This is a genomic window from Kluyvera genomosp. 2, assembly GCF_036759865.1.
GTDB classification, from domain to species: domain Bacteria; phylum Pseudomonadota; class Gammaproteobacteria; order Enterobacterales; family Enterobacteriaceae; genus Kluyvera; species Kluyvera ascorbata_B.
Genome location: NZ_JAPKIA010000011.1, coordinates 23,943 through 50,170 on the forward strand (window position 1 = coordinate 23,943; position 26,228 = coordinate 50,170).

30 protein-coding genes are annotated in these 26,228 nt (G+C 55.9%); 18 read left to right on the forward strand and 12 right to left on the reverse strand.

Annotated features, from left to right (window positions below):
- Positions 1–47 precede the first annotated feature (47 nt).
- Positions 48–1,880 (reverse strand): excinuclease ABC subunit UvrC, encoded by a 1,833-nt coding sequence (gene uvrC / locus V6942_RS13280; protein ID WP_106927881.1) that lies wholly within the window; start codon positions 1,878–1,880, stop codon positions 48–50.
- Positions 1,877–2,533 carry a UvrY/SirA/GacA family response regulator transcription factor gene (gene uvrY, locus V6942_RS13285; RefSeq protein WP_064544562.1) on the reverse strand — a complete coding sequence of 219 codons (657 nt, stop codon included), beginning with the start codon at positions 2,531–2,533 and terminating at the stop codon, positions 1,877–1,879. The genes uvrC and uvrY overlap by 4 nt, the downstream gene beginning before the upstream one ends.
- Before the next feature lie 457 nt (positions 2,534–2,990).
- On the opposite strand from uvrY, the gene V6942_RS13290 reads away from it, so the two are divergent.
- The gene (locus V6942_RS13290) at positions 2,991–3,215 is read left to right on the forward strand and encodes a DUF2594 family protein (protein WP_035894108.1); all 225 of its coding nucleotides are present in this window, start codon (positions 2,991–2,993) and stop codon (positions 3,213–3,215) included.
- Between the two features lie 72 nt (positions 3,216–3,287).
- On the opposite strand, the gene sdiA is transcribed toward V6942_RS13290, so the two are convergent.
- The 8 genes from sdiA to V6942_RS13330 all read right to left on the reverse strand — a co-directional run bounded on the left by sdiA (position 3,288) and on the right by V6942_RS13330 (position 10,923).
- Positions 3,288–4,010, reverse strand: coding sequence for a transcriptional regulator SdiA (gene sdiA, locus V6942_RS13295; RefSeq protein ID WP_106927883.1), 723 nt, complete (start codon positions 4,008–4,010; stop codon positions 3,288–3,290).
- 318 nt (positions 4,011–4,328) lie between these two features.
- Positions 4,329–5,081, reverse strand: a complete 753-nt coding sequence (gene tcyN / locus V6942_RS13300; protein WP_182930398.1) for an L-cystine ABC transporter ATP-binding protein TcyN — start codon at positions 5,079–5,081, stop codon at positions 4,329–4,331.
- Positions 5,078–5,746: a cystine ABC transporter permease gene (tcyL, locus tag V6942_RS13305; RefSeq protein ID WP_106927887.1), complete on the reverse strand. Its 669-nt coding sequence runs from the start codon at positions 5,744–5,746 to the stop codon at positions 5,078–5,080. The genes tcyN and tcyL overlap by 4 nt, the downstream gene beginning before the upstream one ends.
- Positions 5,747–5,759: 13 nt before the next feature.
- Positions 5,760–6,746, reverse strand: coding sequence for a D-cysteine desulfhydrase (dcyD, locus tag V6942_RS13310; protein ID WP_106927889.1), 987 nt, complete (start codon positions 6,744–6,746; stop codon positions 5,760–5,762).
- An 81-nt stretch (positions 6,747–6,827) separates the two neighbouring features.
- Entirely contained in the window at positions 6,828–7,628 is an 801-nt protein-coding gene (gene tcyJ, locus V6942_RS13315) for a cystine ABC transporter substrate-binding protein (RefSeq protein WP_333501337.1), read from the reverse strand.
- Between the two features lie 86 nt (positions 7,629–7,714).
- On the reverse strand, positions 7,715–8,266 hold the full coding sequence (gene fliZ / locus V6942_RS13320) for a flagella biosynthesis regulatory protein FliZ (RefSeq protein WP_106927891.1): 552 nt from the start codon (positions 8,264–8,266) through the stop codon (positions 7,715–7,717).
- A 60-nt stretch (positions 8,267–8,326) separates the two neighbouring features.
- Positions 8,327–9,046, reverse strand: coding sequence for an RNA polymerase sigma factor FliA (locus V6942_RS13325; protein ID WP_106927920.1), 720 nt, complete (start codon positions 9,044–9,046; stop codon positions 8,327–8,329).
- A 164-nt stretch (positions 9,047–9,210) separates the two neighbouring features.
- Complete coding sequence (locus V6942_RS13330; protein ID WP_333501338.1) at positions 9,211–10,923, reverse strand: FliC/FljB family flagellin; 1,713 nt, start codon at positions 10,921–10,923, stop codon at positions 9,211–9,213.
- Positions 10,924–11,187: 264 nt separating this feature from the next.
- On the opposite strand from V6942_RS13330, the gene fliD reads away from it, so the two are divergent.
- The 3 genes from fliD to fliT are packed head-to-tail and all read left to right on the forward strand — an operon-like array spanning position 11,188 to position 13,409.
- Positions 11,188–12,600, forward strand: a complete 1,413-nt coding sequence (fliD, locus tag V6942_RS13335) for a flagellar filament capping protein FliD (protein WP_333501339.1) — start codon at positions 11,188–11,190, stop codon at positions 12,598–12,600.
- A gap of 24 nt (positions 12,601–12,624) precedes the next feature.
- Positions 12,625–13,035, forward strand: a complete 411-nt coding sequence (gene fliS / locus V6942_RS13340) for a flagellar export chaperone FliS (RefSeq protein ID WP_106927897.1) — start codon at positions 12,625–12,627, stop codon at positions 13,033–13,035.
- The gene (fliT, locus tag V6942_RS13345) at positions 13,035–13,409 is read left to right on the forward strand and encodes a flagella biosynthesis regulatory protein FliT (RefSeq protein ID WP_106927899.1); all 375 of its coding nucleotides are present in this window, start codon (positions 13,035–13,037) and stop codon (positions 13,407–13,409) included. Before fliS ends, fliT begins: the two co-directional genes overlap by 1 nt.
- A gap of 42 nt (positions 13,410–13,451) precedes the next feature.
- On the opposite strand, the gene yedD is transcribed toward fliT, so the two are convergent.
- Together yedD and fliE are read right to left on the reverse strand one after the other, a co-directional pair.
- Positions 13,452–13,865 carry a lipoprotein YedD gene (yedD, locus tag V6942_RS13350; RefSeq protein ID WP_106927901.1) on the reverse strand — a complete coding sequence of 138 codons (414 nt, stop codon included), beginning with the start codon at positions 13,863–13,865 and terminating at the stop codon, positions 13,452–13,454.
- 230 nt (positions 13,866–14,095) lie between these two features.
- Complete coding sequence (gene fliE, locus V6942_RS13355) at positions 14,096–14,407, reverse strand: flagellar hook-basal body complex protein FliE (protein ID WP_106929938.1); 312 nt, start codon at positions 14,405–14,407, stop codon at positions 14,096–14,098.
- Between the two features lie 214 nt (positions 14,408–14,621).
- On the opposite strand from fliE, the gene fliF reads away from it, so the two are divergent.
- The 14 genes from fliF to rcsA all read left to right on the forward strand — a co-directional run bounded on the left by fliF (position 14,622) and on the right by rcsA (position 26,185).
- Positions 14,622–16,313 (forward strand): flagellar basal-body MS-ring/collar protein FliF, encoded by a 1,692-nt coding sequence (gene fliF, locus V6942_RS13360; protein WP_106929940.1) that lies wholly within the window; start codon positions 14,622–14,624, stop codon positions 16,311–16,313.
- The gene (gene fliG / locus V6942_RS13365; RefSeq protein WP_182930393.1) at positions 16,306–17,301 is read left to right on the forward strand and encodes a flagellar motor switch protein FliG; all 996 of its coding nucleotides are present in this window, start codon (positions 16,306–16,308) and stop codon (positions 17,299–17,301) included. Before fliF ends, fliG begins: the two co-directional genes overlap by 8 nt.
- On the forward strand, positions 17,294–17,992 hold the full coding sequence (fliH, locus tag V6942_RS13370; protein WP_106929944.1) for a flagellar assembly protein FliH: 699 nt from the start codon (positions 17,294–17,296) through the stop codon (positions 17,990–17,992). The genes fliG and fliH overlap by 8 nt, the downstream gene beginning before the upstream one ends.
- Complete coding sequence (gene fliI, locus V6942_RS13375) at positions 17,992–19,362, forward strand: flagellar protein export ATPase FliI (RefSeq protein WP_333501340.1); 1,371 nt, start codon at positions 17,992–17,994, stop codon at positions 19,360–19,362. The genes fliH and fliI overlap by 1 nt, the downstream gene beginning before the upstream one ends.
- A 21-nt stretch (positions 19,363–19,383) precedes the next feature.
- Entirely contained in the window at positions 19,384–19,827 is a 444-nt protein-coding gene (gene fliJ / locus V6942_RS13380; protein WP_106929946.1) for a flagellar export protein FliJ, read from the forward strand.
- Positions 19,824–21,032 carry a flagellar hook-length control protein FliK gene (locus V6942_RS13385; protein ID WP_333501341.1) on the forward strand — a complete coding sequence of 403 codons (1,209 nt, stop codon included), beginning with the start codon at positions 19,824–19,826 and terminating at the stop codon, positions 21,030–21,032. Before fliJ ends, V6942_RS13385 begins: the two co-directional genes overlap by 4 nt.
- A gap of 104 nt (positions 21,033–21,136) precedes the next feature.
- Positions 21,137–21,607, forward strand: coding sequence for a flagellar basal body-associated protein FliL (fliL, locus tag V6942_RS13390; protein ID WP_182930390.1), 471 nt, complete (start codon positions 21,137–21,139; stop codon positions 21,605–21,607).
- 4 nt (positions 21,608–21,611) lie between these two features.
- On the forward strand, positions 21,612–22,616 hold the full coding sequence (gene fliM, locus V6942_RS13395) for a flagellar motor switch protein FliM (RefSeq protein WP_106929952.1): 1,005 nt from the start codon (positions 21,612–21,614) through the stop codon (positions 22,614–22,616).
- Positions 22,613–23,029, forward strand: coding sequence for a flagellar motor switch protein FliN (fliN, locus tag V6942_RS13400; RefSeq protein ID WP_106929954.1), 417 nt, complete (start codon positions 22,613–22,615; stop codon positions 23,027–23,029). The genes fliM and fliN overlap by 4 nt, the downstream gene beginning before the upstream one ends.
- A 100-nt stretch (positions 23,030–23,129) precedes the next feature.
- Complete coding sequence (gene fliO / locus V6942_RS13405) at positions 23,130–23,468, forward strand: flagellar biosynthetic protein FliO (protein ID WP_106930063.1); 339 nt, start codon at positions 23,130–23,132, stop codon at positions 23,466–23,468.
- Positions 23,468–24,205, forward strand: a complete 738-nt coding sequence (gene fliP, locus V6942_RS13410; protein WP_106929956.1) for a flagellar type III secretion system pore protein FliP — start codon at positions 23,468–23,470, stop codon at positions 24,203–24,205. The genes fliO and fliP overlap by 1 nt, the downstream gene beginning before the upstream one ends.
- A gap of 9 nt (positions 24,206–24,214) precedes the next feature.
- On the forward strand, positions 24,215–24,484 hold the full coding sequence (fliQ, locus tag V6942_RS13415; protein WP_035896987.1) for a flagellar biosynthesis protein FliQ: 270 nt from the start codon (positions 24,215–24,217) through the stop codon (positions 24,482–24,484).
- A gap of 5 nt (positions 24,485–24,489) precedes the next feature.
- Positions 24,490–25,284, forward strand: coding sequence for a flagellar biosynthetic protein FliR (gene fliR / locus V6942_RS13420; RefSeq protein ID WP_106929957.1), 795 nt, complete (start codon positions 24,490–24,492; stop codon positions 25,282–25,284).
- A gap of 277 nt (positions 25,285–25,561) precedes the next feature.
- Positions 25,562–26,185: a transcriptional regulator RcsA gene (gene rcsA / locus V6942_RS13425; protein WP_182930389.1), complete on the forward strand. Its 624-nt coding sequence runs from the start codon at positions 25,562–25,564 to the stop codon at positions 26,183–26,185.
- The last annotated feature ends 43 nt before the right edge of the window (positions 26,186–26,228 follow it).

Here is a 26,228-nt window from a genome sequence, read left to right on the forward strand (position 1 = left end):
AACTATCTGTTGTTAGTAAATATTAGCCCTATGTTGCTACAGAGCCCCTAATGTTTCAACGAGTAGAAGATCTTTTCTGCTAAGCCAAGCGAGATTCCGGGCACTTTGGCAATTTCTTCGACGCTGGCCTGCTGTAAACCCTGCAGGCCGCCCATGTATTTGAGCAGCATCTGGCGCCGCTTCGGCCCTACGCCTTCGATGGTCTCCAGCGAACTGGTGCTCTTGACCTTCGCGCGCTTTTTACGGTGGCCTGAAATGGCGTGATCGTGCGACTCATCACGAATATGCTGAATAACGTGCAGCGCCGGCGAGTCCGGAGGCAGACTAAACCCCTCGCCCTCCGGTTCAAAGAACAGCGTCTCGAGCCCCGCTTTGCGGTCGCTGCCTTTTGCCACCCCCAGCAGCAGCGGATGATGTTTATCCCACGGCACATCAAGTTCGGCAAACACGGCTTTCGCCTGCCCCAACTGCCCTTTCCCACCGTCAATCAGGATAACGTCAGGAATTTTACTCTCATCAATCGCTTTACCATAGCGGCGACGCAGCACCTGGTTCATGGCCGCATAGTCATCGCCCGGGGTAATGCCGGTAATATTATAGCGGCGATACTCGGCGCGCAGCGGGCCGTTGGCATCGAACACCACGCAGGACGCCACCGTCTGCTCGCCCATGGTATGGCTGATATCAAAACACTCCATCCGCTTAATCGCCGGCAGCTTCAGCTCGGCGGCCAGCGCCTGCAGGCGCTGATGGACGGTGGACTGTTGGGAAAGTTTAGTCGACAGCGCGGTCACCGCATTGGTACGCGCCAGCTTTAAATAGCGCGCGCGATCGCCGCGCGGTTTTGTCTGCACCTGAATGCGTCGCCCGGCCAGCTCTGATAAAGAATCGGCGAGTAGCGTTTTGTCCTGCAGCGTAAAGTCGAGCAGGATCTCACCCGGCAGCGTGCGCACCTGGCTGCCCTGGAAATAAAATTGACCGACGAAGGTTTCCACCACCTCGCCCAGTTCAGTATCGTTCGGCACCTTCGGGAAGTAGCTGCGGCTGCCGAGCACTTTGCCCTGGCGAATAAACAGCACGTGCACGCAGGCCATACCGGCTTCAAAGGCCACGCCGATCACGTCCAGATCGTCACCGTTGTTGGAGACAAACTGTTTCTCGGTAACCCGGCGCACCGCCTGAATCTGGTCGCGAATACGCGCCGCTTCTTCAAAGGCCAACGCCTGGCTGGCTTTTTCCATACGCGCAATCAGCTGCGTCAGCACCTGATCATCTTTACCGGCAAGGAATAGCCGCACGTATTCAACCTGCTGCGCATACTCTTCTTCGCTCACCAACCCCTTCACGCACGGCCCGAGGCAGCGGCCGATTTGGTATTGCAGGCAGGGGCGCGAGCGGTTGCGGTACACGCTGTTTTCACACTGGCGGATGGGGAAAATCTTTTGCAGCAGCGCCAGGGTCTCCCGCACCGCATAGCCGTTCGGGAATGGCCCGAAGTATTCGCCTTTCGCATGCTTAGCGCCGCGATGGGTCGCCAGGCGCGGGTGGGTATCGCCGCTGAGAAAAATAAAAGGATACGATTTATCATCACGCAGCAGTACGTTATAGCGCGGCTGATAGAGCTTGATGTAGTTGTGTTCGAGCAGCAGCGCTTCCGTTTCGGTGTGGGTCACGGTGACGTCAATTTGCGCAATTTGCGCGACCAGCGCTTCCGTTTTGCGCGAAGCAACCTGAGCACGAAAATAGCTGGAAAGGCGTTTTTTGAGATCCTTGGCTTTGCCAACATAAATAACCGTGCCGCCGGCATCATACATACGATAAACGCCGGGTTGGCTGGTTACGGTTTTCAGAAAGGCTTTTGAATCAAAAACATCACTCACTGACTTGCTAACGACTCCGCATTGCACAGGCCATGGCGAATTGCCAGGTGCGTCAACTCAACGTCACCGTGTATGTTCAGCTTGCTAAACATACGATAACGGTAGCTGTTGACCGTCTTGGGACTCAGATTCAACTGTTCTGAAATCTCATTCACCTTCTGACCTTTTGTGATCATCAGCATAATCTGCAATTCACGTTCAGACAAACTGGAGAACGGCGATTCCGTTTTTTCTGGCTCGATCTGGCTTAAGGCCATCTGCTGAGCGATATCGGACGCAATATAACGCTGGCCGGAGAACACGGAGCGGATAGCATTAACCACTTCCTGCGGCGCGGCGCCTTTGCTGAGATAGCCTGCAGCCCCAGCCTGCATCACTTTCGCCGGTAGCGGATTTTCCGTGTGTACGGTCAGCATAATGACTTTGGTATCGACCGCAGACCGCGCAATTTTGCGCGTAGCTTCGAGGCCGCCGATGCCGGGCATGTTCATGTCCATCAGCACAACGTCGACAGGGTTAGCACGGCACCACTTCACCGCATCTTCCCCGCAGTTTGCCTCGCCGGTCACTCTAATACCTTTTATATCTTCCAGAATGCGTCGTATCCCTGCGCGCACCAGTTCGTGGTCATCAACAAGAAGGACGTTGATCAAAGGAATAATCTCCAGAATAGGGATAACGCTACTACTGCTTAATTCCCCCATACTACCGGGTTTTATATCATCTGTGAAAGTCTAAAAATGCCAGAGCTTCGATTTCGATCTCGTTTTTGGAAATATTCATGTACAGATGCTGGAAAGCTCTTAAAAACAGTAAGATGCCAAAGGCCGTTATCAGTATGCAGGCGGTGATTATCGGCGTAAACAGGCGCTTTATCGTATATTTGCTAAATAGCCCCTATAATATGTAACAACTATTAACGATGCAGGAACCGTATTTAAACAATTTGCGGCTAACCCACTGCCCATGCAGTCGAAAATAATAATTAATATCAGCTCTGAGCAGCGCGCAAAAAACAGGCACTCCTTTTTTTCTCTCCGCTTGTGGTATACTGCGCCGCTTTCATCATCCGCATCGCGCATAATGCGCAGAAATTGTACGAGGCAATAAATGAGCACACCTGATTTTTCCACCGCTGAAAATAATCAAAATCTGGCCCAGGAACTCTCCTGCCTGAAGGCCATGCTGACCCTGATGCTGCAAGCGATGGGGCAGGCTGACGCCGGTCGTGTGATTATTAAGATGGAAAAGCAAATTGCGCAGTTAGAAGATGAAGCTCAGGCTGCCGTATTTTCCAGTACCGTTAAGCAAATTAAACAAGCTTATCGCCAGTAATTAAAAACCGGCCGTCGGCATCGCTGCTGACGGTCGGTTTGCCGTCTGGCACGCAGAACGTGTGAATACAAGTCAGATCAAACCAATCGCCGCCGCATAGCAGGCAATCTGCGTTTTATTAGGCGCATTGAATTTCTTCTGCATATTCTTTTGATGGAAATTCACCGTATTCTCTGAAATAGACAGAATCATCGAAATTTCCGCCGATGTTTTTCCTTCCGCAGTCCATTTCAGAATTTCTAATTCCCGCTTACTGAATTTCATCTCGCGCGGCATCACCATTTCGTCTTCGACGCGTAATAATGCCAACAGGCTCATTTCCAGCAGAATCTGTAAGCGCAGCGCCATTTCATCCTCATCCTGAGCAACGCGCAGCACGCGTGAACGCGACACCGATAAGAAACCGTGCGCATGATTCGGCAACATCAGGCACTGCGTGGCCCCCGTTTGCAAACCATGCTCGCGCGCAGCGTGCCACAGCTCCTGGGCGTCGCTAAAGAGCTCATCATCCCAGCGCAAATGGCCCAGTGAGAAATTATCCGGTTTCAGCACCGGATCGATAGCCATATAGTTTGCCGACTTATAGTGCGACATCCAGGCATCTGGATAGGTGGTATACACCGAAATGCGGGGCCGGGTAAACGGCACCGGGTGACGAACGCACAGGGCGAAGAAATCATATTCCAGATATTCGGTTTGCTGCTGAAGTAACGTGTATATCTGCGCGCTTGCTGTCGCCGCCTGGAAAAGATGCAGCACTTCCCGCCGCCAACTGAAAAAATCATCGTCTCTCATAACAAACGAGAAACCCCCTGATCAACAATCATTTTTATGAATACTGAAACCTAACACATAAATCTTATTTATATGTATAAAATATCACGCTATCGCAAAATAATCTTAAATTGCCGCATTTTTGCAACGTAACACGCGATATAGCTGCAATCAGGCCCTTTACGCGCGCCCGTAATGAAATAATGTCCACCTATTAATAAGGCGAACTTAAGTAAAATTTTTCATTGAAAAGAGGATGCCCGCACGTGGTCATCCTTTGCGATATAAATTAAGTAGCCGCCGCCGCGCGCCGGTTAGGCTACCCGGCGCGCATTAGCGCTATTGCATGAGGAATTTTTCGAGGAACTGACGCGTACGCGCCTGCTGCGGATTGGCAAACAGGGCTTTTGCCTCCGCTTGCTCGACGATTCTCCCCTGATCCATAAAAATAGCCCGATCGGCCACATCACGCGCGAAGCTCATCTCATGGGTAACGATAACCATCGTCCGCTTTTCCTGCGCCAGCGCGCGAATGGTATTCAATACCTCGCCGACCAGTTCCGGGTCCAGCGCGGAGGTGGGCTCATCGAAGAGAATGACGTCCGGACGCATCGCCAGCGCGCGGGCTATGGCTACGCGCTGCTGCTGGCCGCCGGAAAGACGTCGCGGATAGCTCGCTTCCTTGCCTGTCAGCCCGACCTTCGCTAACAGCTCGCGAGCGCGGGCGATCGCACCGGGTTTATCCTCGCCTTTCACAATCACCGGCCCTTCAATAATGTTTTCCAGCACGGTGCGGTGTGGAAACAGGTTAAAGCTCTGAAACACAAAACCAACGTGCTGTCGCAGGCGGCGAATCAGCCCCTTCTGCTGGCTCATTGGCCGCGCGGTATCAATGGTTATCTCCCCCACGCGAATGGTGCCACTCTCCGGCTGCTCCAACAGGTTAATACTGCGCAGCAGCGTGGTTTTACCAGAACCGCTCGGCCCGATAATCGCCACCACTTCGCCCTCTTTCACTTCAAGGTCAATGCCGTGCAGCACCGTCTGTCCGTGGAATTTTTTCACCAGGTTTTTGACTTCTATCGCGCTCATTTCGGATCTCGCTCCTGGCGGTTAAGCTGGTTTTCAAAATAGTTTTGCAGCATCGACAGCACTGTCGCCATCACCCAGTAAATCAGCGATGCGGCCAGGTACATGGTGAACACTTCCAGCGTGCGCGAAGTAATCAGCTGCGCCTGGCGGAACAGTTCCGGCACCTGAATGGTGGCGGCCAGCGAGGTATCCTTCACCAGGCTGATAAAGCTGTTCGACAGCGGCGGCAGCGCGACCCGCGCCGCCTGCGGCAGAATCGCCCGACGCAAGGTCTGCCACGGGGTCATGCCAATACTGGCGGCCGCTTCCCACTGCCCTTTGTCGATCGATGAAATCGCCGCTCGCAGCGTTTCGGCGGCATAGGCCGCGGTGTTAAGCGACAGGCCAATCATCGCCGACGGAATGGGGTCCAGCTCGATGCCAAACTGCGGCAGGCCGTAGTAAATCATAAACAGCTGGGCAATCAGCGGCGTGCCGCGAAAGATAGAGATGTAGCAGCGCGCCAGCCAGCGCACCGGCGCAATCGGCGACAGGCGCATCAGCGCGAGAATAAAGCCCAGCACCAGCCCGAAGAACATCCCGCCAATACTAAGCTGGAGGGTAAAGACCGCACCTTTGAGCAAATACGGTGCGGAATCAATCACTAATTGAATACTTTCTTGCATGAGCGCGTTCTATTTAGATGTGAGGATGATAGGCGAACAGCGCAGGCGCGCCGCCGGTGTGAACAAACAAAATGGGGCCTTCATCCTTAAAGCGTTTCTGGCTGATGCCATCAATAAGCCCGGCCATCGCCTTGCCGGTGTACACCGGGTCGAGCAGAATACCTTCCAGACGTGCCAGCAGCTTAACCGCCTCCATGCCGTCATCGTTAGGGATGCCGTAACCCGGCGCGAAATAATCGTCCCACAGCGTAATGTTGGCCTTCGCCGTCAACTCAAGGCTACGGGCAATCTCCTGCTGAAGCGTCACCACTTTCGGCAACTGATCGGCAACCTTGCGCGAGACGGTTACGCCAATCAGTTCGGCTTCCGGCATGACCTGCTCCAGACCAACGGCGAGGCCCGCATGGGTACCCGCGCTGCCGGAGGCGACCACGACGGATGAAATCGACACCGCGCCTTCGCACTGCTGGGCGATTTCCAGCGCGCTCTCCACGTAACCCAGCGCGCCCAGCGCGTTTGATCCGCCTACCGGGATCACGTACGGACGAAAGCCCTGCGCCTCAAGGCGCGTCGCCAGCTCGGCAAGCTGGGCGTTCGGATCGTTCAGCGCATCGCACATTTCGACCTGAGTATTGAATAAATCCAGCAGCAGGCGGTTGCCGTTGCTGAGGTAGTTTTCCGCCGTGGTGCCCATCGGGTTTTCCAGCAGCGCCACACAGTGCAGGCCCAGTTTGGCCGCCACGGCCGCCGTCTGGCGCACGTGGTTAGACTGAATCGCGCCGGCGGTCACCAGCGTATCGGCCCCCTCGCGCAGCGCATCGGCGGCGAGAAACTCAAGCTTGCGCAGCTTGTTGCCGCCCATTGCCAGCGGCGTGACGTCGTCGCGCTTAATAAAGATATCGCGCCCGATGTAGTCAGAAAAGCGCGGCAGGTATTCCAGCGGCGTCGGCGCGCCAATAAATTCCAGGCGCGGAAAGCGGGTTAAATTTTGCAGTGACATAACATCTCCTTGGTCTCGTTTTTATTATGCGCCCAAAATAAAAAAAGGCGCCCTTTCAGCGCCTTTTTTCGATCGGAGCGATTACTGCGTCACGTCTGCGCCGAACCATTTTTCGGACAGCGCCTTCAGGCTACCGTCTTTATGCATGGCGTCAATCGCACTATCAACCGCTTTCAGCAGGTCTTCGTTGCCTTTACGCAGCGCCACGCCCGATTCCTGGCGGGAGAACGCATCACCGGCAACGGCCAGCGTGTCGTTGGTTTTCTTCACCAGGTCCAGCGCGGCCAGACGGTCAACCAGGATAGCATTGATGCGGCCTACGCGCAGGTCCTGATACTTGGTCGGGTCATCATCATAGGTACGAATGTCTACGCCCTGCACGTTCTGACGCAACCACTCTTCGTAGTTGGTTCCCAGGCCGACGCCGACTTTTTTGCCTTTCAGATCGGCGGCGGTTTTGATGGTGCCTTCATTCCCCTTTTTCACCAGCGCCTGAATACCGGAGATGGTGTACGGGGTGGAGAAGTCATATTTCTTCTGACGTTCCGGCGAAATGGTGACCTGGTTAATCACCACGTCAATACGTTTGGAGTCCAGCGACGCCAGCATACCGTCCCATTTGGTCGGCTTCAGATCGGCTTTCACACCCAGATGCTTCGCCAGCTCGTTAGCGAACTCGACTTCAAAACCGGTCAGCTTGCCATCATCGCCCTGGAAACTAAACGGAGGATAGGTGCCTTCCAGCCCAACGCGCAGCGTGCCGCGTTCTTTGACCTGGTCTAATAAATTTTCAGCCGCAAAAGCGTGAACACTTGCGCCTGCGACCAGCGCAGCGGCCATTACGCCCATCAGCGCCTGACGACCCAGAAACTTCAGCTTCATCATTCCCCCGAAAAACATCATTTTTTCAGTAGTGTAAACCGTTCATCATCAATGACAAACACCTATGCGATACATGTTATTCCAAATTAATATATATCAGAGGTTTCACAATCTGCGAAATCTTGTTCGCCGCTCCGGGGAGCGTGGCGCTGAAAACGCAGGTATTTACGCAGCGCAATGCGATAATTGTTGGTGCTGGTGTCCGGCAGCCAGGCTTCCAGCTTTTCATCCGCGTGGCGCTCTTGCAGCAATGCGTGCGGCACCTGCTGTTCGGTGAAATGATTGCCCAAACGACGCAGGCGCACCACGTATTCGCGCACGGTGCCAGCGCTCATGTCGGTTTGTTCGAGAAGGTATTGTTTAAAGCCGATGATATTGAAGAAAGCGCTCCGCTCTTTGCAGTGCAGATCGCCACAGAAGCGGCACAGTGCGGACCACGCGCTACGCTCCTGCTGCCACGCGGCGTCATCCATCAGGGTATCGAGACGGGAAATCGCGATTTTGTTCACTATCTCCCCGTGGCGGACCAGCGTGATGCGATCGAGCAGTTTATGACAATGTGCGCAGTGCGTTTGGCTGTGTTTGAAGTCTTTCAAATAGCGGCTTAGCGGCCGTCTTTTTACCTGCATCATCATGATAACTCCGGGTTTTCATTGATTAATGCGGCATTTTTTGGTCAAACTTTACGTTATTCCAACCTACAACTTACCCAGCTTGATGCGTAAACGCTTGATCGCCTGGCTGTGCAGCTGGCTGACGCGCGACTCCCCGACTTCCAGCACCGCGCCAATCTCTTTAAGATTGAGCTCTTCCTGGTAATAGAGGGTTAACACCAACTTCTCGCGTTCCGGCAGGGCCTCAATGGCCTCCATCACGCGATGGCGCAGATCGCCTTCCAGCAGTTGATGCAGTGGGTTTTCGTGCTGATTCTCTTCCGTCACCAGTTCGATGCTGTCGCCGTACTCTTCCCGCCACTCATCGTAGGAAAAAAGCTGGCTGTTATTGGTATCCAGCAGCACCTGACGGTATTCCTCAACCGCAATCCCCAATCGCTGCGCGACTTCGGTTTCCGTCGCGTTTCGTCCCAGCTCTTGCTCCAGTTGACCCAGCGCTTGCGCAACTTCACGCGCGTTTCGCCGGACGCTACGCGGAACCCAGTCACGGCTGCGTAGTTCGTCCAGCATCGCCCCACGGATGCGCTGCACTGCGTAAGTGGTAAATGCCGTACCTTGCAGAGCGTCATAGCGTTCAACAGCGTTCAATAAGCCGATACCGCCCGCCTGGAGCAGATCGTCCAGTTCCACACTCGCCGGCAAACGCACCTGGAGGCGCAGCGCTTCGTGTCGTACCAACGGCACATAGCGTTGCCATAGCGAGTGTTTATCCATTACACCTTCAGCGGTATACATTGAATTCACGATAAACAGCCCTGCATCAATATGAGTTATCGGCACGATTATCCGTTTCTATAGCCGTTTTAATCGATGGAACAGTGGGGAAAATGTGGGGTTATTTGCAGAGTAAGTAAAATTTCAGCAACAAAAAACCCCGCCGAAGCGGGGTTGAGTCAGGTTGAGAGCGATTAGCCCTGCAGCAGAGACAGAACCTGCTGCGGTACCTGGTTAGCTTTTGCCAGCACGGAGTTACCGGCCTGCTGAATGATCTGCGCTTTAGACATGTTGGACACTTCGGTCGCATAGTCGGCGTCCTGAATACGGGACTGCGCTTCAGACAGGTTGGTGGTGGTGTTGTTCAGGTTGGTTACCGCAGAATCCAGACGGTTCTGAATCGCACCCAGGGAAGAACGGAATTTGTCGATGGAGCTGATTGCGGCATCCAGGGCAGCCAGAGGATCTTTGGTTGCGGTGCCTGCGCTTGTGGTTTCGGTAGTCAGTTTACCGTCAGCGCTGACATAAGCCTGAGCACCAACGTTAGCTGCGTATTTACCAGAGCCTGTACCGCCGGTCACAGTGACGCTACCGGTATCTTTATCAACAGAGTAAGTGGTGTTGAAGGAACCCGTGGTCGTCAGTTCACCATCGCTATCAACATAAGCTTTCACGCCTGCAGCGCCAGTAGAAGAACCAGAAGTGAAGGTTGTGCTGAAGGTCAGCGGACCGTTGTTGAAGGTCATGCTAACGTCATTAGCAGTAGTATCAGCATTAACTGCAGCCAGCAGAGCATCAGACGACACGGTATCTTTGTAAGTAACGCCGCCACCGGTAGTACCATCGCCACCAGCGAAGTTGTAAGTCTTACCGCCGAAATCAACGGTAGATGCACCAGCAGCCGCAGTCTTACCATCAGCGGCGGTAAACAGAGCGCCCATGGTTGCAGCAGTAGCACCAGTCGGGTTGTTGGTGGTCAGGACGCCGCCAACCAGGTAAGCCTGCTGTCCACCGATGGTGATATTGCCACTCGCATCAGCATCAAAGTTAACTTTGCCAGAAAGGGTGGTATAGGTACCAGAAGCAGTCTGGCCTGCAGCCGCTTTCAGTGAAGCACCCAGGCTATCAGTATTCGCACCCGAGGTAACGGTTTTCGTGGTGGTAAAGTTTTTAGCCGTTGCGTCGTAAGTATAGGTACCCGCGTCGGCACCACTTGTGATGGTTACCTGGTCGCCATTGCTCAGCTTACTAAACGCCGTTGCTGCATCCAGGGCATTAAAGTTCGTCGCAACGCTGATATTGCTGGCGTTTGATACGTTAGCACCCGTGGCAGCCAGATCGCTGATGGTCGCCGCTTTGTTGGCAATAGTACCTTTGCCATTCACGTTAAAACCGTTCAGGCCCAGGGTATCAGAGTCAATTTTTTTCAGGTCGATGGAGATAGTCTGGCCATCGTTCGCGCCAACCTGAATTTTCAGGGAACCGTCTTTAGACAGTACGTTCACGCCGTTGAACTGGGTCTGGCCGGATACACGGTCAATTTCAGACAGGCGGGATTTGATTTCGTCCTGGATAGAAGACAGGTCGGAATCGGAGTTAGTGCCGGTGGTTGCCTGAACGGTCAGTTCACGCACACGCTGTAAGTTGTTGTTGATTTCAGACAGTGCGCCTTCCGTGGTCTGTGCCAAGGAGATACCGTCGTTGGCGTTACGCGCAGCCTGAGTCAGGCCTTTAATGTTGGAAGTGAAACGGTTAGCAATCGCCTGACCCGCAGCATCATCCTTCGCGCTGTTAATACGCAGACCTGACGACAGACGCTCAATAGAAGTCGACAGAGCAGACTGGTTCTTGTTGATGTTGTTCTGAGTGATCAGCGAGAGGCTGTTGGTATTAATGACTTGTGCCATGATTCGTTATCCTATATTGCAAGTCGTTGATTACGTATTGGGTTTCCACCCTTCGGCTCAATCGCCGTCAAACTTGTTATCGTCTGCCGTAAACCAACCTTTAGAATTTTTTTTCGCAATCACGCATTTTTTTAGCCGCCGAATTACTCTTTTCTCTTGCCCTTATTCCTGCCATTAAAAAAAAACAATTAAGCGTAAACTTTGACGCATTCAGGCCGATAACCCAGACATTCATTCTACGTGTCGACAAATCAAGGAATAACAATGGCAAGCATTTCTTCACTAGGAGTTGGATCGGGCCTGAATCTGAGCGACATTCTGGATAGCCTTACCGCCGCACAAAAACAGACGCTGACGCCGATTTCTAAACAACAGTCTTCCTATACCGCAAAGCTGAGCGCCTACGGCAGCCTGAAAAGCGGGCTCGAAGCATTCCAGACCGCCAACACCGCGCTGTCGAAAGCCGATCTGTTCACCGCGACCACTACCACCAGTTCGACCACCGCGTTTAGCGCCACCACGACCGGCAGCGCCATTGCGGGAAAATACACCATCAGCGTCACGCAGCTGGCACAGGCGCAAACGCTGACCACCAAAACCACCCAGAGCGATAGCAAGACCGCCATTGCCACCGGCGACAGCACCTTAACTATCCAGCAGGGCGGCGATAAAAAGCCGGTGACCATCGATATCAGCGCCGCTAACTCGTCGTTAACCGGTATTCGCGATGCCATCAACAATGCGAAAGCGGGCGTCAGCGCCAGTATCATTAACGTCGGCAACGGCGCCTATCGTCTGTCGATCACCTCGAACGATACCGGTTCAGATAACGCCATGACCTTAAGCGTCAGCGGCGACAGCGCGCTGCAAAGCTTTATGGGCTATAACGGCACCAGCACCGATGCCAGCAACGGTATGGAACAGAGCGTTAACGCGCAAAACGCGAAGCTGACCGTCAACAACGTTCCGATTGAAAACAGCAGCAACACCATCAGCGACGCGCTGGAAGACATTACGCTGAACCTCAACGATGTCACCTCCGGCAACCAGACGCTGACTATCACTCAGGACACCAGCAAAGCGCAGAGCGCCATCAGCGCCTGGGTGACCGCCTATAACACCCTGCTCGATACCTTCAGCAGCCTGACAAAATACACCGCTGTAGACGCGGGCGCAGACAGCCAGGATGCCAACAACGGCGCACTGCTGGGCGACACCACGCTGCGTACCATTCAGACCCAGCTGAAAAGTATGTTAAGCAATTCGCTGAGCTCCTCTTCTTACAAAACGCTGGCGCAGATCGGTATTACCACCGACCCGAGCGACGGCAAACTGGAGCTGGACAACGATAAACTGACCGCGGCGCTGAAAAAAGATTCTTCCGGCGTGGGCGATCTGCTGGTCGGCGACGGTAAAAAAACCGGCATCACCACCACCATTGGCACCAACCTGACCAGCTGGCTGTCCACCACCGGCATCATCAAGGCCGCTACCGATGGCGTCAGCAAAACGCTGAACAAATTAACCAAAGACTACAACGCGGCCAGCGATCGTATCGATGCCCAGGTCGCACGTTATAAAGAGCAGTTTACCCAACTGGACGTGTTAATGACCTCGCTGAACAGCACCAGCAGCTACTTAACCCAGCAGTTTGAGTCGACCAGCAGTTCCAAGTAATCATCGTTAACCGGGAGAAAGCGCATGTACGGGGCAAAAGGTACGCAGGCCTACGCACAGATTGGAGTGGAAAGCGCCGTCATGAGCGCCAGTCAGGATCAGCTCGTCACGATGCTGTTCGACGGCGCGCTGAGCGCGCTGATCCGCGCCCGCCTGTTTATGCAGGACGGTAACCAGCAGGGAAAAGGTCTTTCTCTGTCGAAAGCCATCAACATTATCGACAATGGGCTGAAGATTGGCCTTGATGAAGACAGCCGCGATGAGCTGACGCAGAACCTGCTGTCGCTCTACGCTTATATGGTCAGACGCCTTCTGCAGGCCAACCTGCACAATGATGTTAGCGCCGTTGAGGAAGTTGAGGCATTAATGCGCAATATCGCCGAAGCCTGGAAGGAATCTTTACTTACGCCCAATACGATTCAGGATGCCGTCTAATGAGCTATGCATCGCACCTTTACCTCTCATACCAACAGCTGGTTGAAAAAAGCAATATGATGCTGCGGCTTGCCACGGAGGGTCTGTGGGACGAACTGATTGCCAGTGAAATAGAGTACGTAAATGCGGTGCAAAAGATTGCTCAATTGACGCGAGATAGCGATCCGACCGATCCGCTTCAGGAACAGCTGCGTCCTTTGCTACGCAAAGTGCTGGATAACGAAAACACCGTCAAGCGCCTGCTGCAGGGGCGGATGGATGAGCTGGCAAAACTGGTGGGTCAATCGTCGATGCAAAAGACGGTCATGACTACCTACGGCAATCAGGGCGGCCACGTGCTGGTGCCGCAGGACAACGTCGACCTCAACCATTGACGAAAAGCGCTCCGGCATGGTGCATGTCGGAGCGTCAATGGCTTACGGCAGCGTCGACTTCAGCGGCGTTTTCGCCAGCGCCTTCTCGCACTCTACCGTCGGACGCGCCACCCGCTGCAGCGTCATACCGTCATAGCTCAGCGAATTCCCTTCCCGCTCGATCGCGTAAACATCCAGCTTATGCGTGACGTTATAGACGTCTTTGTCGCGCAGGGTCAGTTTACCCGGCAGAGCAATCACGCGCTGCCACTGGCGGCAGTCGAGAGTGTCGCCGTCGCGAGTGATGATCAGGCTCGCCATCGCCTGCGGGCTCACCAGCGCGCTCTGTGGCCCCATGGTCTGCCAGTAGCCGGCCAGCCCTTCCGGTGCAGGCGCTTTCACCACCGTTGAGTAGTTGTCAATCTGCGCACAGCCCGCCAACGTCATCAGCGCCGCCACAATGGCTAATTTTTTCATTATTCATCCTGTTCGGGGAGAAAAAAACAGAAACATTATAGCGTTAAACACGCTGGCGTTTCACGGGAAATGACGATGTAGAGCGATAGCCCTGAAGAGAGAAAACGACTTTATGGATTAACGCCAGGCAGGCACAACGCCAGCGTCAGGCTCAACGGCAGCCGCGACGAGCCAACAAAAAAGAGGTGAGAGGAATGGTGGTGGCGAACGTTTCGCCACCCATACAGTCGCTACACCTGCATGCCCATCACGTCCTGATAGGCGCTTACCAGCTTATTACGCACCTGAATCCCCATTTGCAGCGACACGGACGCTTTTTGCAGATCGGTCATCACATCGTTCAACGCAATACCCGGTTCCCCTAAGGTGAACTTCTCTGCCTGCGCTTTGGCGCTGTTTTGCGCGTTGCTCACGCGGTCCAGCGCCGCGGTCAGCTGACCGGCAAAGCTAATGTCAGGCTGCACATCAACGCTTTGATTGCGCGCCATCGCCGCCGTGGCCTGCATCTGCGACAGCACGCCCTCAATACCCTGAATCGCCATATTGACTCCAGATTGTTTTTACCTGTGAACGAGCTTATCAGTTTGTCAATAAGATAAAGGCGTTAAATAGCGCTATAAAAACGGGTTATTTGGCCCATCAAAATTTCTGAAGCATCAAATAATGTCATGGCTGTCTTTATACGTTTTGCGCCAGGGAGTCTGCTTTGTTTTCGTTTACGTTTAACGCCATTGATCAGGATCGACGAGGTGCGCAATGAGCGCGAGTGCTACGGCTACGCCACAAAATAAAACGATAGAATGGGTCAATCGCCTGCGCGCTAATCCTAAAATCCCGCTGATGGTGGCCAGTGCCGCCGCGGTGGCTATTCTCGTGGCGATGGTACTGTGGGCCAAATCCCCGGACTACCGCACGCTGTTCAGCAACCTGTCCGACCAGGACGGGGGGGCCATCGTCACCCAGTTGACCCAGATGAACATCCCCTACCGTTTTGCCGATAACGGCGGCGCGCTGGAAGTGCCGGCCGATAAAGTGCATGAACTGCGCCTGCGCCTGGCACAGCTGGGCCTGCCAAAGGGCGGCGCGGTCGGTTTTGAGCTGCTCGACCAGGAAAAATTCGGCATCAGCCAGTTCAGCGAGCAGGTGAACTACCAGCGCGCGCTGGAAGGTGAACTGTCGCGCACCATCGAAACTCTGGGGCCGGTGAAAAGCGCCCGCGTGCATTTAGCGATGCCGAAGCCGTCGCTGTTCGTGCGCGAACAAAAATCCCCTTCTGCCTCCATTACCGTCAACCTGGAACCGGGCCGCGCGCTCGATGAAGGGCAAATTTCGGCCGTTGTCCATCTGGTCTCCAGCGCGGTCGCCGGGCTACCGCCGGGTAACGTGACGGTGGTCGATCAGGGCGGTCATCTGCTGACGCAATCCAACACCAGCGCCCGCGACCTCAACGATGCCCAACTGAAGTACACCGCCGACGTAGAAGGCCGCGTCCAGCGCCGTATTGAAGCGATTCTCGGCCCGATCGTGGGCAACGGCAACGTCCACGCGCAGGTCACCGCACAGGTTAACTTCGACAACAAAGAGCAGACCGACGAGCAGTATCGTCCGAACGGCGATCCTAACCAGACCGCGATACGTTCGCGCCAGGTCAGCGAAAGCGATCAGATTGGCAGCCCGTATCCGGGCGGCGTACCGGGCGCACTGTCAAATACGCCAGCGCCAGCGCCGTCAGCACCGATTTCCACTCCGCCGGCGAACCAGGGCAACCAGGCTAACCAGGCTAACGGCCAGAACACCAATACCCGCACGACCGCGACGACAAGCGGCCCGCGCAATACCCAGCGTAGCGAGACCAGCAACTTTGAACTCGACCGCACCATTTCGCACACCAAAAAGAACGTTGGCGACGTCCAGCGTCTGTCGGTGGCGGTGGTAGTCAACTATCGCAATCTGCCTGATGGCAAGCCGCTGCCGCTGACCAGCGATCAGATGAAGCAGATTGAAGATTTAACCCGCGAAGCCATGGGCTTCTCCGGGCAGCGCGGCGACACGCTGAACGTGGTCAACTCGCCGTTTAACAGCACCGATGAAAGCGGCGGCGAACTGCCGTTCTGGAAGCAGCAATCGTTTATCGATCAGCTGATGTCCGCCGGACGCTGGCTGCTGGTACTGATCGTTGCCTGGCTGCTGTGGCGTAAGGGGATTAAACCTCAGCTGGCGCGCCGCGAACAGGTTGCTCAGGCCGCCGAGGAAAAAGCCAAAGCGCAGCAGGAAATTCAGGAAGCCGTTGAGGTTCGCCTCAGCAAAGATGAGCAGACGCAGCAACGCCGCGCCAACCAGCGCCTGAGCGCCGAAGTCATGAGCCAGCGTATTCGCGAAATGTCTGATAACGATCCGCGCGTGGTGGCGCTGGTCATTCGCCAATGGATGAATAACGACCATGAGTAATCTTTCTGGAATCGACAAAAGCGTCATTTTGCTGATGACCATTGGCGAAGATCGCGCGGCTGAGGTGTTTAAACACCTCAGCACCCGCGAAGTTCAGCAGCTCAGTACCGCCATGGCGGCGGTCAAGCAAATCTCGAACAAGCAGTTAACCGACGTGCTGGCTGAATTTGAGCAAGAGGCCGAACAGTTCGCGGCGCTGAGCGTCAACGCCAACGAATACCTGCGTTCGGTGCTGGTGAAAGCGCTGGGCGAAGAGCGCGCCTCCAGCCTGCTGGAAGACATTCTCGAAACCCGCGAAACCACCAGCGGCATCGAAACGCTCAACTTTATGGAGCCGCAGAGTGCCGCCGATATTATCCGCGACGAACACCCGCAGATTATCGCCACCATTCTGGTGCACCTCAAACGTGGCCAGGCGGCGGATATTCTGGCGCTGTTCGACGAGCGTCTGCGTCACGATGTGATGCTGCGTATTGCCACCTTCGGCGGCGTGCAGCCGGCGGCGCTGGCGGAGCTGACCGAAGTGCTGAACGGACTGCTCGACGGCCAGAACCTCAAGCGCAGCAAAATGGGCGGCGTGAGAACGGCGGCCGAAATTATCAACCTGATGAAAACGCAGCAGGAAGAGGCGGTCATTACCGCCGTACGCGAATTCGACGGCGAGCTGGCGCAGAAAATTATCGACGAGATGTTCCTGTTCGAAAATCTGGTCGAGGTCGACGATCGCAGCATCCAGCGCCTGCTGCAGGAAGTGGATTCCGAATCGCTGCTTATCGCACTCAAAGGCTCCGAGCCGCCGCTGCGCGAGAAGTTCCTGCGCAATATGTCCCAGCGTGCGGCCGACATTCTGCGCGACGACCTGGCCAACCGCGGCCCGGTTCGTCTGTCTCAGGTGGAAAACGAGCAGAAGGCCATTCTGCTTATCGTTCGCCGCCTGGCCGAAACCGGCGAGATGGTGATTGGCAGCGGAGACGACACCTATGTCTGATACCACACCGTGGAAAATCTGGCAGCCTGACGATCTTGCGCCGCCGGTGGAAATGGAGTTCGCCCCGCTCTCCCTCGACGAGCCCGACGTGGAGCAGGCAGAAATTTCCGCCGAGCAGCTGCAACAGCAGCAACTGGCCCAGTTGCAAATCCAGGCCCACGAGCAGGGCTATCAGGCCGGGCTGCGGGAAGGTCACGCCGCCGGCCAGCAGCAGGGTTATCAGGAAGGGCTGGCGCAGGGACTGGAACAGGGGCTGGTGCAGGCCAGACAAGAGCAGGCCCCTATTCATGCCCGTATGCAGCAGCTGGCAAGCGAATTTCAGCACACGCTGGACACGCTCGACAGCGTGATTGCCTCGCGCCTGATGCAGATGGCGCTGGAAGCCGCGCGGCAAATCGTTGGCCAGGTGCCAGTGGTCGATAACACCGCGCTGATTAAACAAATTCAATCGCTGCTGCAGCAGGAGCCGCTGTTCAGCGGTAAACCACAGCTGCGGGTGAGCCCGGAAGATCTCCCGCGCGTGGAAGAGATGCTGGGCGCGACCCTGAACCTGCACGGCTGGCGGCTGCGCGGCGATCCCACGCTGCATCCCGGCGGCTGTAAAGTCTCCGCTGATGAAGGCGATCTTGATGCCAGCGTGGCCACCCGCTGGCAGGAACTGTGCCGCCTGGCGGCGCCGGGAGCCTGCTGATGACCGTGCGCCTGACCCGCTGGCTGAACACGCTCGACAATTTTGAGGCGCGCATTGCCCAGCTTCCGGCCGTGCGTCGCTACGGCCGCCTGACCCGCGCCACCGGACTGGTACTGGAAGCGACCGGTCTACAGTTGCCGCTCGGCGCCACTTGCATTATCGAACGCCAGCAGGGCGCTGAGATGCAGGAGGTCGAGGCCGAAGTCGTCGGCTTCAACGGCCAGCGCCTGTTTTTAATGCCGCTGGAAGAAGTGGAAGGCATTCTGCCCGGCGCGCGCGTTTACGCCCGCAACACCGTTGGCGACGGCCTGCAAAGCGGCAAACAGCTGCCGCTGGGCCCGGCGCTGCTCGGCCGCGTGCTCGACGGCAGCGGCAAACCGCTTGACGGTCTGCCCGCACCGGACACCACCGAAACCGGCGCGCTGATCACCCCGCCCTTTAACCCGCTCCAGCGCACGCCGATTGAACACGTACTGGACACCGGCGTACGGCCGATTAACGCCCTGCTGACCGTGGGTCGCGGCCAGCGTATGGGGCTGTTTGCCGGTTCCGGCGTCGGTAAAAGCGTGCTGCTCGGCATGATGGCGCGCTATACCCGCGCCGACGTGATCGTCGTGGGGCTTATCGGTGAACGTGGTCGTGAAGTGAAAGATTTTATCGAGAATATTCTCGGTACCGAAGGCCGCGCGCGCTCGGTGGTGATTGCCGCACCGGCAGACGTGTCGCCGCTGCTGCGTATGCAGGGCGCCGCCTACGCCACCCGTGTGGCGGAGGACTTCCGCGATCGCGGCCAGCACGTGCTGCTGATTATGGATTCACTCACTCGTTACGCGATGGCGCAGCGTGAAATCGCACTGGCGATCGGTGAACCCCCGGCCACCAAAGGCTATCCGCCGTCAGTGTTCGCCAAGCTGCCCGCGCTGGTTGAGCGGGCCGGAAACGGGATTACCGACGGGGGGTCAATCACCGCCTTTTATACCGTGCTAACCGAAGGCGACGATCAGCAGGACCCGATCGCCGACTCCGCGCGCGCCATTCTCGATGGCCACATCGTACTGTCGCGGCGTCTGGCCGAAGCCGGGCACTTTCCCGCCATCGACATCGAGGCATCCATCAGCCGCGCCATGACCGCATTGATCAGCGAGCAGCACTACGCGCGGGTGCGCAATTTCAAACAGCTGCTCTCCAGTTTCCAGCGTAACCGCGACCTGATTAGCGTCGGCGCGTACGCCAAAGGCAGCGACCCGATGCTGGACAAAGCCATTACGCTCTGGCCGCATCTGGAAGCATTTTTACAGCAAGGCATTCTTGAAAAAGCAGACTGGGAATCGTCAATCCAGGCGCTGGAATTGATTTTCCCCACGTCATAGTGAAGCAAGAGGATCACGAATATGGCGCAGCATGGTGCATTAGCAACGCTTAAAGAACTGGCAGAAACCGACGTCGACAACGCCGCCCTGGTACTGGGCGAGATGCGCCGCGGCTGCCAGCAGGCGGAAGAACAGCTCAAAATGTTGATGGACTACCAGCTTGAATACCAGAACAGCCTGAACAACGACATGACGCAGGGCATTGCCAGCCTGCGCTGGCAGAATTACCAGCAGTTTATTCAAACGCTGGAGAAAGCCATCGATCAGCACCGTCAGCAGCTTGTTCAGTGGAACAACAAAGTGGAGCAGGCGCTGAACTTCTGGCGCGAGAAAAAACAGCGTTTGCAGGCATGGCAAACGCTTCAGGACCGGCAGGCTTCCGCAGCGCTGCTGGCGGAAAACCGCTTGGATCAGAAAAAGATGGATGAATTTGCCCAACGCGCGACCTTGAGGAAACCCGAATGATCACACTGCCTAATCTTGCCGTCAGCGATACAAACCTCGCGGGTGCCGATACCGCGGCAAAAACGTCAGGCGGTGCCGAGGATTTTCTGGCTCTGCTCGCCGGCGCATTAAACCCAACGGCTAACGCCGTGAGCGGCGAAAAAACGGCGCTGCTCACCAGCGATGAAACATCCACACCGCGCGAGCTCAATGCGAAAGGCCAATCGCTGACCGAGTGGCTGGTACAGCAGGAAGCCACGCGTACCGGCGTCGCCGCCGACGCAGCCACCGCAGAGATAACGCAGCAGAGCGATGCGCAAAGCCTGCTGAGTTCACTGGCAGCCCATCTTAAGGGCGAACTGTCGGTCGGCAAGGATAAAGAGAATGACACCGCCAAAACCAGCGATGATGATGACACCGCGCTGAGCGAGGAGCAGCTAAGCAGCCTGAACGCGCTGATGGCCATGTTGCCCGCACCGCTGCAGGCACCGCAAACCGTCGAACGTTCCGCTGCTGCGCCCGCTGGCGATACGCTTGCCAACCTCACGACATCACTGAAACACGGCGGTGCGAAAACCGACGGCCCTGTGGAGATGAAGAGCGCTGCCGCCGCACAGCTGCAAACCGACGTGCGCGCCCTGCCCGCCGATTCGGCCTTTGTCCTTCCGGCGCAAAAGGCAGAGGCAGAAAGTACGCCAAGCCCAGCCGCGCCAACGGCCGCGCTGTCACCAGTTGCCGCACCAAGCAGCACAACGCTTGCCGCACCAGCGTCCGTCAGCGCCAACATCCATGCTCAGTTAGGTACGCCGGACTGGCAGCAAAATGTCAGCCAGCATATCACCCTGTTTACCCGTCAGGGCCAGCAGACAGCCGAGCTGCGTCTTCACCCGGAATCGCTCGGCCAGGTGCATATTACGCTGAAGGTCGAGGATAACCTCGCGCAGATTCAGATGGCCTCACCGCACGGCCACGTGCGCGCCGCGCTGGAAGCCGCGCTGCCGGTGCTGCGCACCCAGCTGGCGGATAACGGCATTCAACTGGGGCAGAGCAACATCAGCAGCGACGGCTTTGCCGGGCAGCAACAGCAGCCCTCTTCACAGCAGTCGTTCGCCTCCCGCGCTGATGCCAACGGCAACGATACACAGGAAGACGACGCGCTTCTGGCTGTGCCTGCGGCGCTTCACGCCGCATCTCGCGGCGATAACGCCGTAGACATCTTCGCTTAAACGCCAGAGGTAACATGATTATTCCCGTCTTTTCCACGCTTTGACCCGCGCGGGAGACGGGATAATCAGAGGATAAGCAGTAGTAAAAAGGAAGACCGCATCAGATGACTGACACCGCTATCAATAAAAAGAGCAAACGCTCTCTCTGGATCCCACTTTTGGTGCTGGTAACGCTCGCCGCCTGCGCAACCGCAGGCTACAGCTACTGGCGCATTGAGCATCAGAGCGCCACCGCCGCTGCGCCGAAAGAAGCCCCGCCGCCGCCTGCTCCGGTCTTTTTCCCGCTGGACACCTTCACCGTGAACCTGGGCGATGCGGACCGCGTGCTTTACGTGGGCGTGACGCTCCGCATGAAAACGGAAGCCGACCGCGCGCGTCTGAATGACTATCTGCCGGAAGTGCGCAGCCGTATGCTGCTGCTTTTATCGCGCCAGGATGCCACAAAGCTGGCGACCGATGACGGTAAAAAACAGCTGGCGAATGACATCAAAGAGACGCTCAGCGCACCGTTGATTGCCAGCCAGCCAAAACAGGACATCACCGATGTTCTGTACACAGCTTTTATTCTGCGGTAGAGCCATGGGCGACAGTATTCTTTCTCAGGCCGAAATCGATGCGCTGCTGAATGGCGACAGCGACAATCCCACAGAACCGCTGGCAGGCAAGTCGGGCGAAGACGATATTCGCCCCTACGATCCCAATACCCAGCGCCGCGTGGTTCGCGAGCGGCTACAGGCGCTGGAGATTATCAACGAGCGTTTTGCCCGTCATTTCCGTATGGGGCTGTTCAACCTGCTGCGCCGCAGCCCGGACATTACCGTGGGGGCGATTCGCATTCAGCCCTATCACGAATTTGCCCGCAACCTGCCGGTGCCAACCAACCTTAACCTGATCCACCTTAAGCCGCTGCGCGGTACCGGGCTGGTGGTCTTTTCGCCGAGCCTGGTGTTCATCGCAGTAGACAACCTGTTCGGCGGCGACGGCCGCTTCCCCACTAAGGTGGAGGGACGCGAGTTCACCCATACCGAGCAGCGGGTCATCAACCGGATGCTGAAGCTGGCGCTGGAAGGCTACAGCGATGCGTGGAAAGCGATTAACCCGCTAGAGGTCGAGTACGTTCGCTCGGAGATGCAGGTGAAGTTCACCAACATCACCACCTCGCCGAACGATATCGTGGTCAACACCCCTTTCCATGTGGAGATCGGCAACCTGACCGGCGAGTTCAATATCTGCCTGCCGTTCAGCATGATTGAACCGCTGCGTGAGCTGCTGGTGAATCCGCCGCTGGAAAACTCCCGCCACGAAGATCAGAACTGGCGCGAGAATCTGGTGCGTCAGGTACAGCACTCTGAGCTGGAGCTGGTGGCGAATTTCGCCGATATCTCACTGCGGCTATCACAAATACTCAAACTCAAGCCCGGCGACGTTCTGCCGATTGAGAAGCCCGATCGCATTATTGCCCACGTAGACGGCGTACCGGTTCTCACCAGCCAGTACGGCACGATTAACGGGCAGTATGCGCTGCGCGTAGAACATTTGATCAACCCGATTTTGAATTCGCTGAACGAGGAACAGCCCAAATGAGTGATATGAATACTCCACCCGATGACAACAGCGGATCCGTGGACGATCTGTGGGCTGAAGCGCTGAACGAGCAAAAAACCACCGTGGGCGGCAAAAGCGCCGCCGATGCGGTATTCCAGCAGCTGGGCGGCGGCGACGTCAGCGGCACGCTGCAGGATATCGATCTGATTATGGATATCCCGGTTAAGCTGACCGTGGAGCTGGGGCGCACGCGCATGACCATCAAAGAACTGCTGCGTCTGACGCAGGGTTCGGTGGTAGCGCTGGACGGTCTGGCGGGCGAACCGCTGGATATTCTGATTAACGGCTATCTGATTGCTCAGGGTGAAGTCGTGGTCGTCGCCGACAAGTACGGCGTACGCATTACCGACATCATTACGCCGTCAGAACGTATGCGCCGTCTGAGCCGCTAAGATGAGCGCCCCCCATTCCGCCTCCGTCGTGACGCCTTCGCACGCCGCGCCGGCCAGCCATAGCGCGACACCGGTCACGGTGGCGCATGCCAACGAACCGATGACCTCGCCGCTGATTCAGGTTAGCGGCGCGCTGCTGGGCATTATTGTGCTGATTCTGGCGGCGGCATGGGTCGTTAAGCGCGTCCTGCCCGGCACCGTCCAGGGCCGGTCAGGCAGCAATCTGAAAGTCAGCGCCAGCGCATCGCTGGGCGCACGCGAACGGGTCGTGATTGTGAATGTTGAAGACGCGCGGCTCGTTCTGGGCGTCACCGCGCAGCAGGTCACGCTGCTGCACACGCTGCCGCCCGCGCCGCCGGAAAGTTCACCGCCGCCGGCCGCCTCGCCCGAGTTTGCGGTACTGATGAAAAACATGCTTAAGCGTCCCGGGAGATCCTGATGCGCCGTTGTTATTCCCTTGCGCTGAGCGGGCTGTTATTGCTCTCCCCCTCTGCCTTTGCCCAGCTTCCGGGCTTGATCAGCCAGCCGCTGGCTAACGGCGGCCAGAGCTGGTCGCTGCCGGTTCAGACGCTGGTTTTTATCACCTCGCTGACCTTTATTCCGGCGATTTTGCTGATGATGACCAGCTTTACGCGCATCATCATCGTTTTCGGCCTGCTGCGCAACGCCCTCGGCACGCCGTCCGCGCCGCCAAACCAGGTCCTGCTGGGGCTGGCGCTGTTCCTCACCTTTTTCATTATGTCGCCGGTTATCGATAAGATTTACACCGATGCCTATCAGCCTTTCAGCGAAGACAAAATCACCATGCAGGAAGCGCTGGATAAAGGTGCGCAGCCGCTGCGTGAGTTTATGCTGCGCCAGACCCGCGAGGCCGATCTGGCGTTGTTCGCTCGTCTGGCTAACAGCGCGCCCATCCAGGGGCCGGAAGCAGTACCCATGCGTATTCTGCTGCCCGCCTACGTGACCAGTGAGCTAAAAACGGCCTTCCAGATTGGCTTTACCATTTTTATTCCGTTCCTGATTATCGACCTGGTGATCGCCAGCGTGCTGATGGCGCTGGGGATGATGATGGTGCCCCCGGCCACCATCGCCCTGCCGTTCAAGCTGATGCTGTTTGTGCTGGTGGACGGCTGGCAGCTGCTGGTGGGCTCGCTGGCGCAAAGTTTTTACAGTTAAGGAGTAACCATGACCCCTGAATCCGTCATGATGATGGGCACCGAAGCGATGAAAGTGGCGCTGGCGCTGGCGGCCCCGCTGCTGCTGGTCTCGCTGGTCACCGGCCTGATAATCAGCATCCTGCAAGCGGCAACGCAGATTAACGAAATGACCCTGTCGTTTATTCCGAAAATCATCGCCGTGTTTATCGCCATTATCGTCGCCGGGCCGTGGATGCTCAATCTGCTGCTCGACTACGTGCGTACGTTGTTCAACAACCTGCCCTATATCATCGGATAAGCACCATGCTGCATGTGACCAGCGACCAGTGGGTTTCCTGGCTCGGCCTTTACTTCTGGCCGCTGCTGCGCGTGCTGGCGCTGATTACGACCGCCCCTATTCTCAGCGAGCGCGCCGTACCCAAGCGGGTCAAGGTCGGTCTGGGGGTGGTTATCACCGTGGTGATCGCCCCTTCACTGCCGCCGGTAGATGTTCCTGTTTTCTCCGCTGGCGCGCTGTGGCTGGCGCTCCAGCAAATTCTCATTGGTATCGCGCTGGGCTTTACCATGCAGTTTGCTTTCGCCGCGGTGCGCACCTGCGGTGAAATCATCGGCCTGCAAATGGGGCTCTCTTTCGCCACCTTCGTTGACCCGGGCAGCAATCTCAACATGCCGGTACTGGCGCGCATTCTCGATATGCTGGCCATGCTGCTGTTTCTGGTCTTTAACGGTCATCTGTGGCTCATTTCACTGCTGGTGGACACCTTCCACACCCTGCCCATCGGCGGCGAACCGATTAACAGCAACGCTTTTCTGGCGCTGACCCGCGCCGGAGGAATGATCTTCCTTAACGGTATGATGCTGGCGCTGCCCATTATCACCCTGCTGCTGACGGTTAACCTGGCGCTAGGCATGCTCAACCGCATGACGCCGCAGCTGTCGGTGTTCGTCATCGGCTTCCCCATCACCCTCACCGTTGGCATTTTGCTGATGGCCGCATTAATGCCGCTGGTTGCGCCGTTTTGCGAACATCTATTTAGCGAAATATTCGATCTATTAGCTGATATTATCAGTGAGTTGCCACGTATAAATTCTCCATAGTACCAACCTGGTTATTATGAGGAAAATCCTAAAGTAAAAGCGGAAAAACATTCACCAGCATATCGCTGGCGCGGGTTATTTGTTTTTACGTTATTCACATAACCTAACATTTACTTTACTTTGGGATGATTCCTGGCAAATTATACGTAACTTTACGGGATAGTTGATGCCGCCTGAACGTCTTCATTCTCTATTTTTATATTCAACAGGTTCATTGCGACGATGAAGTGCGAGGGGAATGGGTTAATTATCGTTACGCATTGAGTGAGGGTATGCCATGTCAACGATTATTATGGATCTATGCAGTTATACGCGGCTAGGGTTAACCGGATACCTGGCCAGTCGTGGGGTAAAAAAACGAGATATAGACAATGTTGAGAGCGTAGAAGGGCTTACTGAGGTCTGTGCAAGCCGCCAGCCGTCTGTAGTGTTTATTAATGAGGACTGTTTCATTCATGACGTGCAGAGTAGTCTGCATATCAAGCAGATCATTAATCAACACCCCAAGACGTTGTTCATTGTTTTTATGGCGATTGCCAATATTCATTTCGACGAATATCTGATGGTGCGGAGTAATCTGTTAATAAGTTCCAAATCGATAAAACCGGAAACGCTGGACAGTATTCTGGGGAATTATCTGAAAAAAGAAAAAACGGACGTAAAGCAAACTAATATGTCTACTTTGTCATTAAGCCGGACAGAGTCAAGTATGCTGAAAATGTGGATGTCGGGACAAGGAACGATTCAGATTTCCGATCAGATGAATATTAAGGCAAAAACGGTATCATCACATAAGGGTAATATTAAGAAAAAAATAAAAACGCATAACAAGCAGGTTATCTATCATGTTGTGCGGCTGGCAGAAAACGTCACTTCCGGCATTTTTGTTAACATGCGCTAGCGCCTGCAGCGATGAAACTGGCGGTAGGACTACCGCCAGACGA

Coding starts and splice junctions, on each gene's coding strand:
- V6942_RS13290 (WP_035894108.1), top strand. CDS start 2,991: ATGAGCACACCTGATTTTTCCACCGCTGAAAATAATCAAAATCTGGCC.
- sdiA (WP_106927883.1), bottom strand. CDS start 4,010: ATGAGAGACGATGATTTTTTCAGTTGGCGGCGGGAAGTGCTGCATCTT.
- tcyN (WP_182930398.1), bottom strand. CDS start 5,081: ATGAGCGCGATAGAAGTCAAAAACCTGGTGAAAAAATTCCACGGACAG.
- tcyL (WP_106927887.1), bottom strand. CDS start 5,746: ATGCAAGAAAGTATTCAATTAGTGATTGATTCCGCACCGTATTTGCTC.
- dcyD (WP_106927889.1), bottom strand. CDS start 6,746: ATGTCACTGCAAAATTTAACCCGCTTTCCGCGCCTGGAATTTATTGGC.
- tcyJ (WP_333501337.1), bottom strand. CDS start 7,628: ATGAAGCTGAAGTTTCTGGGTCGTCAGGCGCTGATGGGCGTAATGGCC.
- V6942_RS13330 (WP_333501338.1), bottom strand. CDS start 10,923: ATGGCACAAGTCATTAATACCAACAGCCTCTCGCTGATCACTCAGAAC.
- fliD (WP_333501339.1), top strand. CDS start 11,188: ATGGCAAGCATTTCTTCACTAGGAGTTGGATCGGGCCTGAATCTGAGC.
- fliS (WP_106927897.1), top strand. CDS start 12,625: ATGTACGGGGCAAAAGGTACGCAGGCCTACGCACAGATTGGAGTGGAA.
- fliT (WP_106927899.1), top strand. CDS start 13,035: ATGAGCTATGCATCGCACCTTTACCTCTCATACCAACAGCTGGTTGAA.
- yedD (WP_106927901.1), bottom strand. CDS start 13,865: ATGAAAAAATTAGCCATTGTGGCGGCGCTGATGACGTTGGCGGGCTGT.
- fliE (WP_106929938.1), bottom strand. CDS start 14,407: ATGGCGATTCAGGGTATTGAGGGCGTGCTGTCGCAGATGCAGGCCACG.
- fliF (WP_106929940.1), top strand. CDS start 14,622: ATGAGCGCGAGTGCTACGGCTACGCCACAAAATAAAACGATAGAATGG.
- fliG (WP_182930393.1), top strand. CDS start 16,306: ATGAGTAATCTTTCTGGAATCGACAAAAGCGTCATTTTGCTGATGACC.
- fliH (WP_106929944.1), top strand. CDS start 17,294: ATGTCTGATACCACACCGTGGAAAATCTGGCAGCCTGACGATCTTGCG.
- fliI (WP_333501340.1), top strand. CDS start 17,992: ATGACCGTGCGCCTGACCCGCTGGCTGAACACGCTCGACAATTTTGAG.
- fliJ (WP_106929946.1), top strand. CDS start 19,384: ATGGCGCAGCATGGTGCATTAGCAACGCTTAAAGAACTGGCAGAAACC.
- V6942_RS13385 (WP_333501341.1), top strand. CDS start 19,824: ATGATCACACTGCCTAATCTTGCCGTCAGCGATACAAACCTCGCGGGT.
- fliL (WP_182930390.1), top strand. CDS start 21,137: ATGACTGACACCGCTATCAATAAAAAGAGCAAACGCTCTCTCTGGATC.
- fliM (WP_106929952.1), top strand. CDS start 21,612: ATGGGCGACAGTATTCTTTCTCAGGCCGAAATCGATGCGCTGCTGAAT.
- fliN (WP_106929954.1), top strand. CDS start 22,613: ATGAGTGATATGAATACTCCACCCGATGACAACAGCGGATCCGTGGAC.
- fliO (WP_106930063.1), top strand. CDS start 23,130: ATGACCTCGCCGCTGATTCAGGTTAGCGGCGCGCTGCTGGGCATTATT.
- fliP (WP_106929956.1), top strand. CDS start 23,468: ATGCGCCGTTGTTATTCCCTTGCGCTGAGCGGGCTGTTATTGCTCTCC.
- fliQ (WP_035896987.1), top strand. CDS start 24,215: ATGACCCCTGAATCCGTCATGATGATGGGCACCGAAGCGATGAAAGTG.
- fliR (WP_106929957.1), top strand. CDS start 24,490: ATGCTGCATGTGACCAGCGACCAGTGGGTTTCCTGGCTCGGCCTTTAC.
- rcsA (WP_182930389.1), top strand. CDS start 25,562: ATGTCAACGATTATTATGGATCTATGCAGTTATACGCGGCTAGGGTTA.